The sequence below is a fragment of the Pseudomonas sp. M5A4_2d genome (genome assembly GCF_053345295.1).
In genome coordinates this window covers 30,476-48,354 of the sequence record NZ_JBKEZW010000010.1, presented here as the reverse complement: position 1 = coordinate 48,354, position 17,879 = coordinate 30,476, and the positions used below count along the sequence as shown (strand labels likewise).

At 62.6% G+C, this 17,879-nt stretch carries 18 protein-coding genes; 9 read left to right on the top strand and 9 right to left on the bottom strand.

From position 1 onward, the window contains the following. Nucleotides 1-38: 38 nt before the first annotated feature. The 3 genes from ACLBW8_RS22285 to ACLBW8_RS22275 all read right to left on the bottom strand — a co-directional run bounded on the left by ACLBW8_RS22285 (nucleotide 39) and on the right by ACLBW8_RS22275 (nucleotide 1,618). Nucleotides 39-242 carry a YciI family protein gene (locus tag ACLBW8_RS22285; protein WP_447806321.1) on the bottom strand — a complete coding sequence of 68 codons (204 nt, stop codon included), beginning with the start codon at nucleotides 240-242 and terminating at the stop codon, nucleotides 39-41. Nucleotides 243-306: 64 nt separating this feature from the next. Further along, on the bottom strand, nucleotides 307-525 hold the full coding sequence (locus ACLBW8_RS22280; protein WP_262667553.1) for a hypothetical protein: 219 nt from the start codon (nucleotides 523-525) through the stop codon (nucleotides 307-309). 148 nt (nucleotides 526-673) lie between these two features. Beyond that, a complete protein-coding gene (locus ACLBW8_RS22275; protein WP_447806320.1) occupies nucleotides 674-1,618 on the bottom strand; it encodes an aliphatic sulfonate ABC transporter substrate-binding protein in 945 nt (314 codons plus the stop codon). Between the two features lie 207 nt (nucleotides 1,619-1,825). Here ACLBW8_RS22275 and ACLBW8_RS22270 point away from each other — a divergent pair, with 207 nt between their 5' ends. From ACLBW8_RS22270 to ACLBW8_RS22255, 4 genes are read left to right on the top strand one after another with little or no spacing between them, the layout of a single operon-like run. Beyond that, complete coding sequence (locus ACLBW8_RS22270) at nucleotides 1,826-3,157, top strand: LLM class flavin-dependent oxidoreductase (RefSeq protein ID WP_447806319.1); 1,332 nt, start codon at nucleotides 1,826-1,828, stop codon at nucleotides 3,155-3,157. Nucleotides 3,158-3,178: 21 nt separating this feature from the next. After that, on the top strand, nucleotides 3,179-4,246 hold the full coding sequence (locus ACLBW8_RS22265) for an ABC transporter substrate-binding protein (protein ID WP_064451862.1): 1,068 nt from the start codon (nucleotides 3,179-3,181) through the stop codon (nucleotides 4,244-4,246). Continuing rightward, complete coding sequence (locus ACLBW8_RS22260) at nucleotides 4,233-5,222, top strand: ABC transporter permease (RefSeq protein ID WP_447806318.1); 990 nt, start codon at nucleotides 4,233-4,235, stop codon at nucleotides 5,220-5,222. Before ACLBW8_RS22265 ends, ACLBW8_RS22260 begins: the two co-directional genes overlap by 14 nt. Then, nucleotides 5,216-6,004, top strand: a complete 789-nt coding sequence (locus tag ACLBW8_RS22255; RefSeq protein WP_447806317.1) for an ABC transporter ATP-binding protein — start codon at nucleotides 5,216-5,218, stop codon at nucleotides 6,002-6,004. The genes ACLBW8_RS22260 and ACLBW8_RS22255 overlap by 7 nt, the downstream gene beginning before the upstream one ends. Nucleotides 6,005-6,021: 17 nt before the next feature. On the opposite strand, the gene ACLBW8_RS22250 is transcribed toward ACLBW8_RS22255, so the two are convergent. Continuing rightward, a complete protein-coding gene (locus ACLBW8_RS22250; RefSeq protein ID WP_432751911.1) occupies nucleotides 6,022-6,915 on the bottom strand; it encodes a LysR family transcriptional regulator in 894 nt (297 codons plus the stop codon). Nucleotides 6,916-7,086: 171 nt separating this feature from the next. Between ACLBW8_RS22250 and ACLBW8_RS22245 the strand changes: the two genes are divergently transcribed. Further along, nucleotides 7,087-7,491, top strand: coding sequence for a (R)-mandelonitrile lyase (locus tag ACLBW8_RS22245; protein ID WP_447806316.1), 405 nt, complete (start codon nucleotides 7,087-7,089; stop codon nucleotides 7,489-7,491). Between the two features lie 2 nt (nucleotides 7,492-7,493). Here ACLBW8_RS22245 and ACLBW8_RS22240 read toward each other — a convergent pair whose 3' ends face one another. Beyond that, nucleotides 7,494-8,036 (bottom strand): acyl-CoA thioesterase, encoded by a 543-nt coding sequence (locus ACLBW8_RS22240; protein ID WP_064451866.1) that lies wholly within the window; start codon nucleotides 8,034-8,036, stop codon nucleotides 7,494-7,496. A gap of 107 nt (nucleotides 8,037-8,143) precedes the next feature. Here ACLBW8_RS22240 and ACLBW8_RS22235 point away from each other — a divergent pair, with 107 nt between their 5' ends. Then, a complete protein-coding gene (locus ACLBW8_RS22235; RefSeq protein ID WP_447806315.1) occupies nucleotides 8,144-9,103 on the top strand; it encodes a GlxA family transcriptional regulator in 960 nt (319 codons plus the stop codon). Nucleotide 9,104: 1 nt separating this feature from the next. Here ACLBW8_RS22235 and ACLBW8_RS22230 read toward each other — a convergent pair whose 3' ends face one another. Continuing rightward, nucleotides 9,105-9,968: a LysR family transcriptional regulator gene (locus tag ACLBW8_RS22230; RefSeq protein ID WP_447806314.1), complete on the bottom strand. Its 864-nt coding sequence runs from the start codon at nucleotides 9,966-9,968 to the stop codon at nucleotides 9,105-9,107. A 101-nt stretch (nucleotides 9,969-10,069) separates the two neighbouring features. On the opposite strand from ACLBW8_RS22230, the gene ACLBW8_RS22225 reads away from it, so the two are divergent. Next, nucleotides 10,070-11,068, top strand: coding sequence for a quinone oxidoreductase family protein (locus ACLBW8_RS22225; RefSeq protein WP_262667559.1), 999 nt, complete (start codon nucleotides 10,070-10,072; stop codon nucleotides 11,066-11,068). A gap of 62 nt (nucleotides 11,069-11,130) precedes the next feature. Here ACLBW8_RS22225 and ACLBW8_RS22220 read toward each other — a convergent pair whose 3' ends face one another. Together ACLBW8_RS22220 and ACLBW8_RS22215 are read right to left on the bottom strand one after the other, a co-directional pair. Beyond that, nucleotides 11,131-11,556: a hypothetical protein gene (locus ACLBW8_RS22220; protein ID WP_221294444.1), complete on the bottom strand. Its 426-nt coding sequence runs from the start codon at nucleotides 11,554-11,556 to the stop codon at nucleotides 11,131-11,133. 144 nt (nucleotides 11,557-11,700) lie between these two features. Beyond that, nucleotides 11,701-12,423 (bottom strand): pirin family protein, encoded by a 723-nt coding sequence (locus ACLBW8_RS22215; RefSeq protein ID WP_447806313.1) that lies wholly within the window; start codon nucleotides 12,421-12,423, stop codon nucleotides 11,701-11,703. A 181-nt stretch (nucleotides 12,424-12,604) separates the two neighbouring features. Between ACLBW8_RS22215 and ACLBW8_RS22210 the strand changes: the two genes are divergently transcribed. Together ACLBW8_RS22210 and ACLBW8_RS22205 are read left to right on the top strand one after the other, a co-directional pair. Continuing rightward, nucleotides 12,605-13,555, top strand: a complete 951-nt coding sequence (locus tag ACLBW8_RS22210; protein WP_447806312.1) for a GlxA family transcriptional regulator — start codon at nucleotides 12,605-12,607, stop codon at nucleotides 13,553-13,555. 95 nt (nucleotides 13,556-13,650) lie between these two features. Continuing rightward, nucleotides 13,651-15,156: a winged helix-turn-helix domain-containing protein gene (locus ACLBW8_RS22205; RefSeq protein WP_447806311.1), complete on the top strand. Its 1,506-nt coding sequence runs from the start codon at nucleotides 13,651-13,653 to the stop codon at nucleotides 15,154-15,156. Here ACLBW8_RS22205 and ACLBW8_RS22200 read toward each other — a convergent pair. Further along, the gene (locus ACLBW8_RS22200; protein ID WP_447806310.1) at nucleotides 15,103-17,865 is read right to left on the bottom strand and encodes an ATP-binding protein; all 2,763 of its coding nucleotides are present in this window, start codon (nucleotides 17,863-17,865) and stop codon (nucleotides 15,103-15,105) included. The two genes, ACLBW8_RS22205 and ACLBW8_RS22200, sit on opposite strands and share 54 nt — an antisense overlap. Nucleotides 17,866-17,879: the final 14 nt, after the last annotated feature.

Genomic DNA, 17,879 nt, shown 5'->3' with positions numbered 1-17,879 from the left:
CATTTCCCGAGCCGCTTGTTTACCCGCTCGCCCATCCGTCAGGCCTCAGAACAGCCGGATTTCTGCGGCCAACGGTTCTGGAACAGCTGCACGTCTACCTGATGGAACAAGCCGTTGCGAGTAAACGGCGCTGTCGCGAGCCACTTCTGCACGTGGGCTTGATCATCAACGTCCACCACCATCAGCGAACCCACCGGTTCGCCCTCGGCGCCCAGTAACGGCCCGGCAAACGCATTGGCCAAATGAAACCTTCCCCTTCTTTGGCCGTTCACGCCCACAGGCAGCCTACCCGTTTAATACACTTGCTTAGTAGCGAGGCATGTCGGTACGAGGCGAGGTTTCGGTATCAATGTGACGCCTCGCGTCGGCTAACGTCGGTTTGGCCAAGCTTCTGCTCCCGCTTCCATCCGATTTTACAACGCTGTAGGCGTTGGCCTGACCGACCAGGTTGTTATAGCTGTCGTAATGACCGCCCGTTGGCCCCATTTCAATTCGATAACCCTTGTACTCTTCGACGAATCCCATGGTCACGCTCCTTGCAGGGTGGGTTGACCACGTCAGACTAAAAAGCATCGCAGGGAGCGTCTACTGTGATAATTGACAGGTTCTCAGAACAAACGGCGATAGGTTTTATATCAAGGCGCGCTCGAAGCATGAAGCGTGATGACAGGCCTCACGGCTTCCAGGTCTGCACAGCCTGCGCATCCACCGCCTTGGGTAACAACCCCGCCTTGAAGAACGCATCGGCAATCTTCTGTTGTTCACCCAGCGAGTCCAGAGTTACTGGCTGCACCTCATAGCTGCGGTGCGCATTGGCGGCTTCGACCGTGGCCACATCCAGATTGCCCCACAGCGGGCCCAGCACTTTCGCCGCGTCCTGCGGGTTGGTTTTTACCCATTTACCCGCGTTTTCCAACTGCTCATACACCAACTTCAACACCTCGGGGTGCGCCTTGGCGTAAGGCGTGCCGGTCAGGTAATAGCGCTTGTAACTGGCCAGCCCGGCGCCATCGGCCAGGGTGCGCGTCGGTAGCTGGCGTTGCACGCTTGTGAGGAAGGGTTCCCACGTGACCCAGGCGTCGACCTTGTTGTTCTCGAACGCTGCGCGACCATCGGCCGGTGACAGATAGGCCGGCTCGATATCCGAGAAGGCCAGGCCCGCCTTGGCCAACGCGGCGATCAATAAGTAGTGGGTGCCGGCCGCTTTGGTTACCGCGATTTTCTTGCCTTTCAGATCCGCCAACTGCTGGATCGGCGAGTCCTTGCGCACCACGATGGCCTGGGCTGACGGCGAGGGCGCTTCCTGGGCGAAGTAGGTGAGCTTGGCCTGGGCCGCCTGCGCGAAGATCGGCACGGTGTCAGCCACGTCAGCGCTGATGTCGACGTTGCCCACATTCAGTGCTTCGAGCAACGGCAGGCCGCTGGGAAACTCGTGCCAGCTCACGTCGATATTGTCGGCCTTGAGGGCTTTTTCCAGGGTGCCCTGGGTTTTCAGCAGGGTGATCAGGGTCGAAGACTTCTGGTAACCGATGCGCACGGTTTCCTGAGCCTCGGCGCTCACGGCGACGGAAAAGGCCAGCAGCCCGATAACAATGGCGAGGAGACGACGGATAGACATGGCGCGCTCGATTTTCAGCGAAATATCTTCAAGCTTAAAGTTCTAAAAAGCATTCGATAAATACTCTTTCGATCTGAGCTTAGGGGGCTTTTTCAAGGTTTCGATGAATCGGGCATAACCATAGAATTATATCGTTCTTTCATAATAGGTGATTATTAATATAAGTTTTAGGCCTGAATATTTTACGTCTCGCTGCTAAGGCTCCCCATGACAAAACGCCGCCAAATCCACTTATCGGCCTTCCTGTTGAGCGGTCCCGTGGTGCACAGCCACGCCGTGTGGCGCCACCCCGAAACCGTCGGCAATTACCTCGACCCGCAATACTATTCACGCATCGCCAAAGTGGTAGAAGAAGGCCTGTTCGACTTCCTGTTTTTCGCTGATCGCCTGGCCGTGGGCGACCAGATGGGCGGCTCGCGCGAATTCGCCTTGCGCTACGGCGCCCAGGACGCCACGCGCCTCGACCCATTGCCGATCCTCTCCTACCTGGTAGGCCAGACCACCAAACTGGGCCTGGGCGCGACCCGCTCCACGACCTATTACGAGCCGGCGCATATCGCCCGCGAATTCGCCACGCTCGACCACCTGTCCAAGGGGCGCGCGGCGTGGAATATCGTGACCTCGATGAACGACAGTGAAGGGCGCCTCTTCGGCAAGGACAAGCACCTGGAACACGACCTGCGCTATGACCGCGCCGATGAATTTGTCGAGGTCGCGCTGAAACTCTGGAACAGCTGGGGCAAGGGCGCGCTCAAGCTGGACCGCGAAAGTGGCGTGCTCGCCGACCCTGCGCTGATCCAGTCGGTGCAGCATCAAGGCGACTGGTTCAAGGTGGAAGGCCCGCTGAATATTCCACGCACGCCCCAGGGTCGACCGGTGCTGATCCAGGCGGGTTCTTCCGGGCGCGGTCGGCGGTTTGGCGCGCGCTGGGCCGAGGCGATTTTCACCATTCACCCGCACCTGGCGGCCATGCGCGCCTTCCGCGATGACGTGCGCGCCCACGTGGTGCAACAAGGCCGCGACGCCGACAGTTGCAAAGTGCTGACGGCGGTGATGCCGTTTATTGGCGGCAGCGAAGCCGAAGCCCGGGCCAAACGCGACAAGCACAACGCCCTGGCGCGGCCCGAGTTGGGCCTGGTGACACTGGCTTCGCAGCTGAATGTCGACCTGTCGCCATTCCCGCTGAACGCCACGCTGGCCGAGGTGGCCCGGTCGCCATTGATCCCTGCCGCGACCGCCGAAAAGCTGCTGATGCAGGGGCCCGAAATCACCCTGGAACAACTTGGCCGCATCTTTGCCAGCAGTGTGCGCGTGCCGCAACTGGTGGGCACCGGGGCGCAGATCGCCGACCAATTGGCCGAGCTGTTCGAGCAGGGAGGCTGCGACGGGTTTGTGATTTCACCGGGTTACTTGCCGGGCTCGTTCAGCGAGTTTGTCGAGAGTGTGATTCCGCATTTGCAGCGCAAGGGGGTGTTCCGCACGGCGTACGAAGGCTCGACGCTGCGCGAGCATCTGGGGCTGGCCGATCTCAACAACTGAATTTTTAAAGGGATATTTCGCATGGCTGCTTTTGATCACTTAACCCGCCGCCGGCTCCTGGGCCTGGCCGGCATCACCCTGGCCAGTCCCTTGCTGCTGTCGCTGCCACGCCTGGGCTTGGCAGCCGATGAACATGCGGGCCACAACACGCCTCAGGAACCCGCCGGTACTGGCGACTTTATCCGTCTTGATGCGCCGCGCTCACTCAAGCTGGCGGTCAACCTCAATGCCGTATGCCTGGCCCCGGTGGTGATTGCCCACGGCCAGGGGTTTTTCAAGAAGCACAACCTCGACGTTGAACTCGTCAACTTCGGCAACTCCACCGAAGTGCTGCTCGAAGCCATCGCCACCGGCAAGGCCGATGCGGGCGTGGGCATGGCACTGCGTTGGCTCAAGGCCCTGGAGCAGGGCTTTGATGTGAAACTCACCGCCGGCACCCACGGCGGTTGCCTGCGGTTGCTCAGTGCGGTGAACGGCGGCGTGACCAAGCTGGAGGACCTCAAGGGCAAGGCCATCGGCGTGACCGACATGGCCAGCCCGGATCGTAATTTCTTCTCGATCCTGCTGAAAAAACACGGTGTCGACCCGGTGCGCGATGTCGAGTGGCGCCTGTACCCGGCTGACCTGTTGGGCACGGCCCTGGAGCGCGGGGAAGTGCAGGCGGTCAGCGGCAGTGACCCATTCATGTACCGCCTGATCAAGTCCGGTGTGGCGCGTGAATTGTCCACCAACCTGGTGGAGGAATACGCCAACCTCAGCTGCTGCGTGGTGGGCGTCACCGGCAAGTTGGTGCGCGAAGACAAGCGCGTGGTCGCGGCGCTGACCCAGGCCATTCTGGAAGCCCATGACTATTCCGTGCAGCACCCGGAAGAAGTCGCCAAGGGCTTCCAGGCCTATGCGCTGAACACCTCCACCGAAGAAGTGCAGGCGATTCTGCATGACCATACCCACGGCCACCATGCGGTTGGCGCGGCGCTGACCCAGGAAATCACCACTTACGTCACCGACCTGAAAACCGTGGAAGTGATCAGCAAAAGCACCGACCCGGTGGAGTTCGCCAAGGAGATCACCGCTGATGTCTTCAGTTGATACGACGGCCCTGAACCCGCCTCTGGCATTCAAAGTCTGGTGGCAGGGCGCAGGCGTGGTGGGTGCCTGGGGCGCAGTGGCGCTGCTGATCAGCTACTGGCCCAACGCGACGCGCCATTGGCCGATGACTCAGGGGCTGGCCAACCTGTGCATCGGTATGGCTGCACTGTTTATTGGGTTGAGCCTGTTGGGGCGGCACTTTTCCAAACTGGGCCGACGGTTGCGCAATGCCGGGCCCTGGCTGATTGCGTTGCCGGTGTTGCTGGGCATCTGGGAACTGCTCACCGCCAAACTGGCATTGCTGCCGGTGCCATTTTTCGCGCCGCCGCAGGCGTTGCTCGCGGTGTATATCGAAGACTACGCACGCCTGGCCGACAGTCTGTTGCATTCGGCGTTGCTGCTGGGCTCGGGCGTAGCGTTGGGGGCGGCCACCGGCTTCGTCGCGGGCGTGGCCATCGGCTGGTCCACACGGATCGGCTACTGGCTGCACCCGGTGTTGCGCATCCTTGGGCCGGTGCCGTCGACGGCTTTGTTGCCGCTGTGTTTTTTCCTGTTCCCCAGCAGTTGGAGCGCCAGCGTATTCCTGATCGCCCTGGCGACCTGGTTTCCGGTCACGGTGCTGACCTGGTCCGGCGTGGCGAGTGTGGATAAAACCTACTACGACGTGGCGCGTACCCTGGGTGCCAAGCAAGCTTTCCTGGTTTTCAAGGTGGCGATTCCCGCCGCGTTGCCCCATGTGTTTGTCGGCCTGTTCATGGGCCTGGGCGCCTCATTCTCGACCTTGGTAGTGGCGGAAATGATGGGGGTGAAATCCGGCATCGGCTGGTACCTGCAATGGGCACAGGGGTGGGCGGCGTACGCGAATATGTACGCGGCATTGTTGATCATGGCGCTGGCGTGTTCGGGGTTGATCACCGGGTTGTTCCTGGTGCGCGACCGCTTGCTGGCCTGGCAGAAAGGAGCAATGAAATGGTAGCCCTGGCACACGCGGCATCGGCATCGACGGGGTTGGCGTTGCGGATAGAAAATCTGAGTCACGGCTTTGCCCTGGACGGGCACCCTCTACCGGTGCTGGAGCGGGTTTCGCTGGACGTCGCCCCCGGCGAGTGTGTGGCGCTGCTCGGGCCTTCGGGCTGTGGTAAATCCACCTTGCTGCGCCTGGTGGCCGGTTTGGAACCGGCTGACTCCGGCAGGCTGTTGGCCGATGGCGAACCCATTCTCGGCCCGGACCCTAGCCGCGTGGTGGTCTTCCAGGACCCGACCCTGTACCCGTGGCGCCGCGTGTGGGACAACGTGGCGCTTGGCCTGGAGGCCCAGGGTTTGCTCAAGACGCATGCTTTCAAGGTGGATGAGGCGTTGGAAAAGGTCGGCCTTAGCGCGTTTGCCCGCGCGTACCCTCGGCAGCTTTCTGGCGGCATGGCGCAGCGGGTGGCGTTGGCGCGGGCGTTGGTCAATCAGCCGCGATTGCTGATCCTCGACGAGCCCTTGGGCAAACTCGATTCATTGACTCGCATCACCATGCAAAAGGAACTCATCGACCTGTGGCAGCGCCAAGGCTATACCGCGTTGTTGGTGACCCACGATGTGGAGGAGGCCTTGCTGCTGGCCAACCGCGTGATTGTGTTCAGTGACCGCCCGGCGCAGGTTCAGGCGCAGTTGAGCATTGATCGACCTTACCCTCGGCACCGCGATGACCTTTATCTGGTGGGCCTGCGCCGGCAGATACTGGGCCTGCTGGGTTTGGGAGAGAGCTGGTAGTCATGAGCGCGTTTTCTTCAGCCGCGATAACGCAGCGCTTCCACCAGCAACGCAAACGCCGGCGAAGCCTGTCGCCGGCTTGGGTAGTACAGGTGAAAACCGGCAAAGGGGGCGCACCAGTCGTCCAGCACGGCGATCAAGCGGCCATCCGCCAAGTACGGCGCCACGATGTCCTGAGGAATGTAGCTCAGGCCAAACCCGTCCACGGCGGCCTTGAGCAGTTGGTACACACCATTGAAGGTCACTTGGCCTGACACCCGCACGTTCAGGCTTTCCCCGGCCTTTTTGAATTCCCAGGCGTACAGGCCACCGTTGGTGGGCAGGCGCAGGTTGTTGCACGCGTGGGCCGTGAGGTCGCGTGGCGTCGTCGGAAGGGGATGGTCGGCAAAATAGCGGGGTGAACCGACGACGAGCATGCGCATGTCCGGGCCGATACGAGTGGCGATCATGCCTTCGGCCACGTCCTCCCCCAGGCGCACGCCGGCGTCGAAACCCTGGGCGGCAATATCGACGAAACCGTAGTCGCAGCAGACTTCGATAGCGATGTCAGGGTATTGGGCCAGGAAAGGTTTGAGCACCGGCCAGAGGATGTGCTCCAGCGCATGGTCCATGGCGTTGATGCGGATCGTGCCCGAGGGCGTGTCGCGCAAATTGCTCAGGCCTTCCAGGCCAATCTGGATTTCATCGAAGTGCGGCCCGACGGTGTCGATCAGGTGTTGCCCGGCCTCGGTGGGCGACACGCTGCGTGTGGTGCGTGTGAGCAAGCGCAGCCCCAAACGCGCTTCCAGCGCGCGGATCGTATGGCTCAGTGCCGACTGCGACACGCCAAGTTTCGCTGCCGCCTTGGTAAAGCTGCGCTCGCGCGCAACGGCCAGGAAGGCGAGCAGGTCATTGGCATTTTCTTTGAGCATTGATGAGCAGCTCTCATAAGTATTTTCAGATTCTAGCGGCTAATTATCTCAATAGGGTGCTGTTAGATTGAATCCAGCCCTTCAATCGGAGAACGACCGTTGAAAACATTCGCCGCCGCAGCGCTCTCGCTGTCATTGCTCGCTCAAGAATCCAGCGCACAGGAGACCCCCATGCTCACCATCACCCCCAATGGCTCGCAACCCTCAGCCCAAGGCCCTGCCGACTGGTTCACCGGCACCGCGCGCGTGGATGCGCCCTTCAAAGGCACCGATGCCGCACGCGTCAGTGGCGCCACCGTCACCTTCGAACCGGGCGCACGCACCGCCTGGCATACCCACCCCTTGGGGCAGACATTGATCGTCACCGCCGGCGCCGGGCTGGTGCAGGAATGGGGCCAGCCGGTACGTGCCATCCGCCCCGGCGACACGGTGTGGATTGCCCCCGGCGTCAAGCATTGGCACGGCGCTACGCCGAGCACCGCCATGACCCATATCGCGATTGCCGAGGTGCTGGACGGCAAGGTGGTGGACTGGTTGGAGCCGGTCAGTGAAGGGCAGTACGCGTCAGCGCCGTGACCTCAAACCTGCTCCTCTTCGCGCAACTGCACACTCATATCATCACAACTCTGCGCCCAGTCGCTCAGCCACTGTGGCATAGGCGGCGACGCCTCGGCCAAGCCCAGCTCCCGCAGAAAATCTGCCGGGGGCAGGGTGCCCTTGGCTGATTTAAACAGCCCGCGCATCACCACCACGCCCACCACCCGACCCTTGCTGACAAAACGGTGCTCCATCAGGCTCCATTTGTGGTCCCAGCCGAGCATGCGGGTGTGCACCTCGAACACTTCGAACAGCTTCAACTCGCGGCGAAACTTGCCCCAGGTATCGCCTACGATCGGCAACGCCTTGTTGCGCAGGGCCACGCGAAACGCGCCGGTGCGCAGTACAAAATCCATCCGCGCGACGTCCGCCAGGGAGAAGTACCGGCCATTGGTGACATGCCGGTTGATATCCAGGTCCAGCGGCCACACTCGCATGCGCACCACGGTGGTTGCCAAGCCATGGGCGGGCTTGCGCCAGGGGCGGCGGGACAACATGAACAGCAAGCGAAACCAGAGATTCATAAAAGCGCCAGGCAGTTGATCAGTGGCGGCACTTTACGGGCGCGAGATCGGCTAAGGTAGGTGCGCAAATGACTTATTTCATGCGAAAAACGCACGCGGACTCTTTTATGCACATTACCTTGCTCCTGGCCGATCAATGCTCCGCCGCCAGTGCGACCCTGGCTCTGGAAATGCTCAGTGCCGCCAACCTGTTTGCCGACAGCCCGCCGTTCGAGATTGTGGTCGCCTCCCTCGACGGCCAGGCCGTGGACGCCTGGGGCGGGCAGCGTTTGCAGGTGGCGTGCGCGACTGCGCAGGTGCGCCAGACCGATCTGATTCTGATCCCCGGCTTCCTCTTTACCCTCAAAGATGCCTTGCCGACTTTTTCTGCCTACGGCCCCTGGTTGCGTGAACAGCATGCCCAAGGGGCTGTGTTGGCGTCGATGTGCACGGCGGCTTTCTTGCTCGCGGAGACCGGTCTGCTGCAAGGTTTGCGCGCCACTACCCACTGGGCGTTTGCCGAGTTTTTCCGACGGCGTTACACGGATGTGGTCCTGGATGACGCGCAGATCCTCTGCGAAGAAAATCGCGTGATCACCTGCGGTGGTGCCAGTGCAGCGATGGATTTGATGCTGCACCTGATCCGCCGTTTCGGCTCACCGGAGCTGGCGCAGACTTGTGGCAAATACCTGCTGATCGACAACGTGCGCACCGAGCAGTCGGTGTATGCGGTGTGGTCGTTGCCCAAGAGCCACGGCGACGGGGCGATCCTGCGGGTGCAGCGCTGGCTGGAACAGCACTTTGCCCAGGCGCTGGTGATTGACGACGTGGCCCGGCGTTTTGGCTTTGGCGTGCGCAATTTCAAGCGGCGTTTCAAGGAGGCGACCGGCTATACGCCTATCGCCTATGTGCAAACCCTGCGTCTGGAGCGCGCCAAGCAGATGCTGGAATCGACGCGCATGACCCTCGACAGCATCACCTACGCGGTCGGGTATGAAGACAGTAACTCGTTTCGCCGCCTGTTCCAGCAGCGCGTAGGGATGCTGCCGGCGGCGTATCGCAAGAAATTCCTGGCGGTTTCGGGCTGATTCAGCGACGCAACTGTGCCTTGCTTTCAACGCAGTGCACTAGAAACTCCATCACCACTTTCACCGACGGTGAACGACGGATATCGGGGTACACCGTGAGCCAGATATCGCGCACCGGGCCGTCGGTGGCCGTGGGCAGTCGGGTCAGCAGCGGGTCGTGATCGCCCACCAGGGTGGGCAGCACCACGGCGCCGACGTGTGCGCGGGCGGCCATTTGCTGGGTGATCAGGTCGCTGGCGGCAAACACGATCGGGCGTTGGCCGCGCAGTTGGTGCAGCCACGCTTGTTGGGGCAGGTGGTCACGGCTGCTGTCGTAGGCGATGAAGGTCCACTGCGCGGCAGGTAGCTGGTTGAATTCAGGCGCGCTATAGAGCCCAAAACGCACCACGCCGACCTTGCGGCGCACCAGTGCGTCTTCGTCGGGGCGCACTGTGCGCAAGGCAATATCGGCTTCGCCCTTGTCCAGCGCGGCCAGTTGCGTGGAGGGCATCAGCACCAGGTTCAACTGCGGGTACTGGGCGCGCAACCGCGCCACGTGAGGCGCGATGCAATGGTTGGCGATGGACGGCGGGCAACTCACCCGTACGGTGCCGGCCAGTTCGATGGAGGCGACGCGCGACAGGCGCAGCACTTCGGTGGCCATGTCGCCCATGCCTGCCGCCAATTCGGCCAGTGCCAGGCCTTGGGCCGTGAGTGGGCGACTGCGGGGCAGGCGGTCCACCAGTTTCACGCCCAGGGCTTTTTCCAGCGCATCGACGCGGCGCCCGACGGTGGCGTGTTCCACCTGCAACTCGCGGGCGGCTGCCGACAGCGACTGGGTGCGGGCCAATACGGTGAAGTAATAGAGGTCTTGCCAATCGAACATCGGGTTATTTCCGCACAGAGGCTGGGAGAGATTGGGGAATATTCCAGCCGATCATGTCCTTTTACCATGGCCGCTTCCCAGTGCAAACGGAGTTGTTCCCCATGAAAGCCATCACCCTGCAAGCTTACGGCGGTCCCGAAGTCGCCCACCTTCGCCACGACGTTGCAAAACCCCAGGTCACAGCCGGGCATGTGCTGGTCAAAGTGGCCTGCGCCGGGATCAATTTCATGGACATTCATACGCGCCAAGGCAAATACGCAAGCTCCGCCACTTACCCGGTGCGCCTGCCGTGCACCTTGGGCATGGAGGGCGCCGGTGTCGTGGTGGAAGTCGGCCCCGGCGTGAGTCACTTGGCTGTGGGCGATCGCGTGGCCTGGTGCATTGCCTGGGGCGCGTATGCCGAGTACGCCAATGTGCCGGCCGACAAAGTCGCGCAGATTCCCGGCGCAATCCCCTTTGATCAAGCCGCTGCGGCGATGTTTCAGGGCTGCACGGCGCACTACCTGATTGACGAGGTGGCGCGTTTGCAAGCAGGCAGTACCTGCCTGATTCACGCGGCGTCCGGCAGCATCGGGCAATTGCTGGTGCAAATGGCGCGTCGGTTGGGGGCGACGGTGTTCACCACCGGCAGCACCGCGGAGAAATGCGCGATTGCTCGGCAGCGCGGCGCCCATCAGGCCTGGACGTATGATGGATTTGCCGACCAGGTCCTGCACGCCACAGGCGGGCGAGGGGTGGACGTGGTCTTCGATTCGCTGGGCAAAAACACCTTGCGTGAAAGCTTTCGGGCCTGTCGCACGCGCGGTTTGATCGTCAACTACGGCAACGTCTCGGGCTCGCTGACGGACCTTGACCCGATTGAGCTGGGGGAGGCGGGCTCGTTGTTTTTGACGCGACCGCGGCTGGCCGACCATATGGCCGATGGGGCGACCGTGCAACGGCGCGCCAATGCGGTATTTGCGGCCATGCTGGAGGGGTCGCTGACAGTGGCGATCGAGGGGCATTACACCCTGGAGACGGTGCAGCAGGTGCATGAACGCATCGAGGCACGGCAACAGATCGGCAAGGCAGTATTGTGGGTGGACCACAACCTGCATTAATCGGGGACGAAAAAAAACCGGCTGATCAGGCCGGTTTGGGGTGCCCCGCAAACAGTGCGGGGTTATGCGTTGTTGCCGCGCAGGCGATCCGCACCGCCTTCAGCCAGGCCACGTTCTTGCAGACGATCCGCACCGCCTTCGGCCAGGCCGCGTTCTTGCAGACGATCCGCGCCGCCTTCGGCCAGGCCGCGTTCCTGCAGACGGTCAGCACCGCCTTCAGCCAGACCACGTTCCTGCAGACGATCAGCACCGCCTTCGGCCAGGCCGCGTTCTTGCAGACGGTCAGCACCACCCTCGGCCAGACCGCGTTCCTGCAAGCGATCAGCGCCACCTTCGGCGACACGACGCTCCAGCAGACGATCAGAACCGCCTTCTGCTACGTGGTTACCTTGCAGGCGATCCGCGCCGCCTTCAGCGACAACCGGGTGAGCAAAAGCGTTTGCAGCGAGTACCGAGAAAGCGAGGCTAAGCAAGAGTTGGCGTTTCATGGTGGTGTGCTCCGAGTGTTTTAGTGGGGTGCCGTTTGGCATGGGTTTGATGTTACGCGTTGGATTTTTTAAGAGAACTTCATTGCGCTGATGGTGACTATCGACGCCAGCGATGGCCCGTTTTGCGGGCCATCGTGGACACGGTCATGGCATCTGCGGCAGTTCCTGAGGGCGCAGGTCAAACACCAGCACCTCGGCATCGTCGCCCTGGCTCAGGCGGATCTGGCGTTCGTCCCGCACGCGGGCGCCGTCGCCTTCCTGCAAGCGCTGGCCGTTGATTTCTACGCTGCCCCGGGCCACATGCACGTACACATGGCGATCCGGCGGCAGGTCCAGGGTCGCGGCTTCGTCGCCCTTGAACAGCCCGGCATACACCCGCGCATCCTGGCGAACAGTGAGCGAGCCCTCGGCGCCATCCGGCGAGATGATCAACTGCAAGCGTCCACGTTTCTGCGTCGCGCTGAAGTGTTCCTGTTGATAGCGCGGTTCGGCGCCGGCCACATTCGGCACGATCCAGATTTGCAGAAAGTGCACGCCCAGGCTCTGGCTGTGGTTGAACTCGCTGTGGGCCACGCCGCTGCCGGCGCTCATCAGTTGCACATCGCCAGGGCGAATCACCGAGCCGGTGCCCAGGGTGTCCTTGTGTTCCAGGGCGCCTTCGAGCACATAGGAGAAAATCTCCATGTCGCGGTGCGGGTGCTGGCCGAAGCCTTTGCCGGCCGCAACGCGGTCATCGTTGATCACCAGCAGGTCGGAAAAACCCTGCTCATTGGGGTTCCAGTAGTTGGCGAACGAGAAGGTGTGAAACGACTTCAACCAACCGTGATTGGCGGCGCCGCGTTCCGAAGCTTTGCGAAGGGTCAGCATGGTCTTGTCCTCAAGTGAGCGCGGGCTGCGTGATGCAGGGCGCTGGCGTTGAGAAGAAGGTTAATGGTTACTGATAAATTCATTAAGAAGCTGAAATCTGAATGACTGTCTCCTTCAAGTTGACAGTAAAAGGCGTGCCATAATGCCGCCTCGACTTCCTTCTCGATGGACTTTTCTCTTCATGAAAACCGTGGCCATGGCGCTGTTCCCGGACTTCCTGCTGCTCGACATGGCCGGGCCACTCGAAGTGTTTTCCATTGCCAATCGCTATCTGCCTACGGCCGCTCACTACCAAATCCTCACGATTGGCACCGAGCCCGGCCTGTTACGCGCCTCCAATGGCGTGTTGATACAACCCGACCTGCTGCTGGACCAGGCCCACGACGCCTATGACCTGCTGTTGGTACCTGGCGGCCCCGGTGCCTATAACGAATGCCATCCCGCGTTGCTGCCCTGGCTCAACGCCGCAGCGCCACGTGCGCGGCGTTTCGGTTCGATCTGCACCGGCGCCTTTGTGCTCGGGCATGCCGGACTGCTCGATGGCCACCGCGTGACCACCCACTGGCATTACACCGAACGCCTGATCAAAGGCTTTCCCAAGGCGATCGTCGAGACCGATCGCATCTATTTGCAGGATGGCCGTTTGATCACCTCCGGCGGGGTGACCGCCGGTATCGACCTGGCGTTGTCGATCGTGGCCCAGGACCATGGCAAGCAGGTGGCGGTGGACGTGGCCAAAGTGTTGCTGGTGGTGATGAAGCGCCAGGGCGGCCAGGCCCAGTTCAGCCCGATGACCGCTGCCGTCGCGCCGCTGGAAACCGCGATCACCCGGGTGCAGGACCAGGTGCTGGCGCAACTGGATCAGCCGTTCACTATCGATTCCATGGCTGCGTTGGCAGGCATGAGCGCACGCCACTTCGCGCGGCTGTTTGCCAAGGAGGTGCACATGACGCCCATGGCCTTCCTGCAAGGCGCGCGCATCGATCGCGCCCGCCACTTGTTGGAAACCACCGACCTGCCGCTCAAGACCGTGGCGTTTCGCGCAGGCTTTGGCAGCGTGCGGCATATGCGCTTTTTGTTCAGTGAAAAGCTCGGGCTTAACCCTACCCAATACCGACAACAGTTCAGTTAACGCCAGGATGTCCGTCTCGCGCACCTGATTGTCCGTGTCGCTCCCCATGCCAGCATTGTCCTGTCACGGGTAGCTGGCAAGATAACGACAGGCCCATGGAAAAGGATGCGCAGACGCCCAAGGCCGGGTGTTCCAGCGCTTTTAACCACATGAACAACCCACACCCAGTGAGCTTTGGCCCCTACACCTTTCATCGGCAACAACGCCTGGTCACCAAGGCAGGCCTGCCGGTGCCGTTGGGTGGGCGAGCGCTGGATATTCTGGCGGTTTTGCTGGAAGTACCTGGGCAGTTTGTCAGCAAGGACGCGCTGATTGCCCGGGTCTGGCCGTGCAGTGTGGTGGAAGAGAACAACTTGCGCGTGCACATCGCCGCACTGCGCCGTGCGCTTGTCGGGCAACCGTACATCCTTAACGACCCCCAGCGCGGCTACTGCTTTGCGGCGCCGCTGCAGAGTCTGCCTGCGGCGACGACACCTCGGCACAACCTGGCCACCCGGCTCAGCCCGGTGGTGGGCCGTGATGAGTTATTGGGCGCGCTGGTGCGGCGCCTGTCCGGCCAACGCCTGATGATGCTCACGGGCTGCGCCGGTGTGGGCAAAAGCAGCGTGGCCCTGGCCCTCGCCGAACGGGTATTACCGCGCTATCGCGACGGCGTGTGGTGGGTGGATTTGGCAACCGTGCAGGCGCCGACCCAAATGCTGCGGCACCTGGCCAATACGCTGCACCTGGCACCCTGTGCAAACGCCGTTGAACTGAGCCGCCAGTTGGCAACGCGCCAACTGTTGCTGGTGCTCGACGGCGCAGATTTGCTGCTCGGCGCCTGTCGCCATCTGGTGCGCGCACTGCGCGACAACGCGCCCCAGGTGAGCGTGTTGTTAAGCAGCCGCGAAGCCTTGCAGGTGCCCGGCGAATGGGTACAACGCGTGCCCACGCTGGCGCAGCCGACCCCGTCGGCCTGGGGTAATGTCGAGCAGGCGATGGCGTACCCGGCGGTGCAATTGTTTGTCGCACGGGTGCACGCCGCTCAGCAGGATTTTGTGTTGCGGCCCCAGGACCTGGTGCCGCTGCGGGCTATCTGCCGACGTCTGGATGGCATTCCCCTGGCCCTGGAACTGGCGGCGGCCCACGTCGAGGCCCTGGGCGTACACGGCGTGCAGGCCCAGTTGCAACGGGGTTTGCAGGTGCTGACCCGAGGCCGACGCACGGCAGTGGAGCGCCATCAATCCCTGGCCGCTGCCTTGGATTGGACCTATCAGCGCCTGAGCCTGCCGGAGCGCTGGCTATTCCTGCAGTTGGCGCTGTTCAAAACGGCAGTGACCTTGCCCACCCTGACCGGGTGGGTCGCCGGCACCGAGCTGGAGCACGCCGACCTGTCCTATCTGCTGGCGCGCCTGGCGTCGACTTCGTTGCTCACGGTGGAGCCCGGTCCCGGCCCGGAGCGCTACCGCCTGCTTAATAGCGTGCGCAGCTATGCGCTGGCGCAACTGCGCGACCCGGTGCAGGTGGCGCATTTGCAACAGGGTTATGGGCATTACCTGGGGCCATTTTCAGGCCGGCCGTTTGTCCTGCAACTCGTCGAGCAGGCTGCGCACGCGAACTAGGTCCAGAGTCGCAAAGCCTTCGGTGAATTGCTCGTAGACCGAGTTCAACAGATCGCGGGCCGCCTGCGTGCGCCCTTGGCTTTGCCACAGTCGCGCCAGTGAGGTTGCGCTGCGCAGTTCCCAGGCCAGCGCGCCTTGTTGATGCGCCACGCCGAGGGCTTCGAGCAGCAGTGTTTCGCGTGTGCGGGTATCGGTCTGTGCCTCGGCGCGCACCCGCAGAATCTCGGCGGTGCACCAACCGGCCGCGCCGCTTCTGGCGCGGTCAAATACAGCGTCATCCCCCGTGGCGGTACCGAAGGTCACGAGGGTGTCCTGAACCAGGCCCAGCCCTGACAGATCCTCATGCGGTGCGCTGCCCTCATAGTGGCGTGCCCAGGTGTGGAACAACTGCACCGAGTGTTTTTGTGCCTGTTGCAGCAACAGCTCCAGCCGTGAACGCGCCGCGGCGGTGTCCCCGTTGTAGCGGGCGATGACCACACCGGCGAGGGCCAGGGTGTAGCAGATCGAGGTGCCGTGGTTGATCTGCAATGCCAACTCCAGTGCCTGGTTGGCGGTACGCCAGGCACGCTCTGCAAAACCGCGCAGCCACAGGATGCGCGCGAGGATCGTCAAGGCGGCCACGCTCTGGTCGTATTGCACGCCAAAACCGTGGGTAAAGCGATTGAGGTGACCGCTGTGCGCCATGCGCTGGATCACTTGCTCTGCGTTGTGCAATGCCAGCGCCTGGTTGCCGGCGAAGTGCTGCGCCAACACCCGCAGGCGCTGGGCGCTGAGGTCCAGCAAGGGCTCGGAATGCAGGCCCAGTCGATCAAAGTGCTGGCTTTGCAGCAACGCCTCACGGTAGTTGCCGCTGCACAGGTTGACGGCCATCAGCCCGGATACCGCACGTAGCTGGCCGGTCAAATCCTTGCCGGCTTGCGCCAGGCGTTGCGCACAGGCAAAGGCTTCGCGGGTCTGTGGCGTTGCGCCATGGGCGTGATAGGAAAAACTGCCCAGCGCCAGTTGCAGCGCCATGTGCAGGCGTTGGCTCGGCGCGTCTGACTGAACCAGCCGCGCCAGCGCTTTGCCCACGTACAGCCCGTGTTCGCGCAGCAGCGATAATTCCTGCCACAACGGCATGGCACTGACCGTGAGGCGAATACCCAGCAGGTGCGTGCCCGAATCGCTCAGGCAGCCATCGAGGGCGGCACGAATGTCTTCGCGCAGCGGTGCATAGCGGTCGATCCAGGCTTGGGTCTTGATCAGCTCCCAGTCGTCCTGTGCCTGCTCCATCAGCGCCAGGCAGCGCGCTGCGTGGCGTTCACGGGTGGCGTCGAGTTCAGCGGCCACGCTGAGTTTTTCCAGGGCGTACGTGCGGGTGATGTCCAGCAGGCGGTAGACCATTTCATCATCGCCAGCCTCCACGTTGAGCAGCGACTTGGCCACCAACTGGGTGATCGAACCCAACACCTCGTTCGGCGCGATCTGCTCGCCGGCGATCACTGCCGCTGCGCTGGCCAGGCTGAACCCGCCACGAAATACGGCCAGGCGGCGCAAGCAAATCTGCTCGCACGACGTGAGCAAATCAAAACTCCAATCCAGCGTGGCGCGCAGGGTTTGATGGCGGGGCAGGGCGCTGCGCCGGCCACGGGTGAGCAGGCGCACGTTGTCCTCCATTTGCACCAGCAACCCCGGCAGACCGAAGCGCTCAATTTGTGCGGCCACCAGTTCGATTGCCAGCGGAATACCGTCCAGGCGCTGGCAGATATCAATCGCCAGGGGCAGTTCGGCTTCGCTGAGTTCAAAACTGTCCTGATGGGACATGGCGCGTTCGATCAGCAGTTGCAGCGCCGGGTAGCCCAGGGCCTGGGCCCGGTTGCCGGTGGCGGGCGGGCAGGCCAGCGGTTCGAGGCGCTGCACGTATTCCCCCTCGGCCCGCAGCGCTTCGCGGCTGGTGGCGAGGATGTGCAAGCGGGGCGCGTGGCGCAGCAGGGTTTCGCTGATCAGTGCGATGTCGTCCAGCAGGTGTTCGCAATTGTCGATGACCAGCAGCAACTGGCGCTCCCGCAGGTCGCGGGCGAACGTCAGCAGCGGCTCATTTTCGGCAGGCGTGAGGTCGAGCAGGGCGGCGAGGTTGGGCAAGATCATCGACGGCGCGCTGAGCGGCGCCAGGTCCAACAGGCGAATGCCGTCGCGATAATGCCCGATCAGCAATTCCGCCACGCGCAGCGCCACGGTGGTCTTGCCGATGCCACCTGCGCCGGTCAGGGTGATAAAGCGTTGCTGCGGCAGTTGCTGCACCAGCGCATCGATCAGCGCCTGGCGGCCGATCATCCGCGTGCGGCGCAGCGGCAGGTTATGGCCCTGGCTGTGGGGCATACCGTCGGTGGGAAGTGTCATCGGTTCGATGCTCAGTGGCGCCACAAAACTGTAGCCACGCTGGGCCACGGTGACGATATAGCGCTGCCCCGCCTGGCCATCGCCCAATGCCTTGCGCAACGCCGCCATATGCACCCGCAGGTTGGTGTCTTCCACCACACTTTTCGGCCAGACCCGTGTGATCAGTTCCTGCTTGCTCACCACGTTGCCGGCGTGTTCCAGCAGGATCAGCAGAATCTCCACCGCACGCCGCCCCAGACGCAACGGCCGACCTGCCTCCAGCACCAGCCGCTGGTGCGGGTGGACGCGATAGGGGCCGAACTGCACGGCCTGGTCGCTGAGGTCACTCATGGATGCCGGAGCTC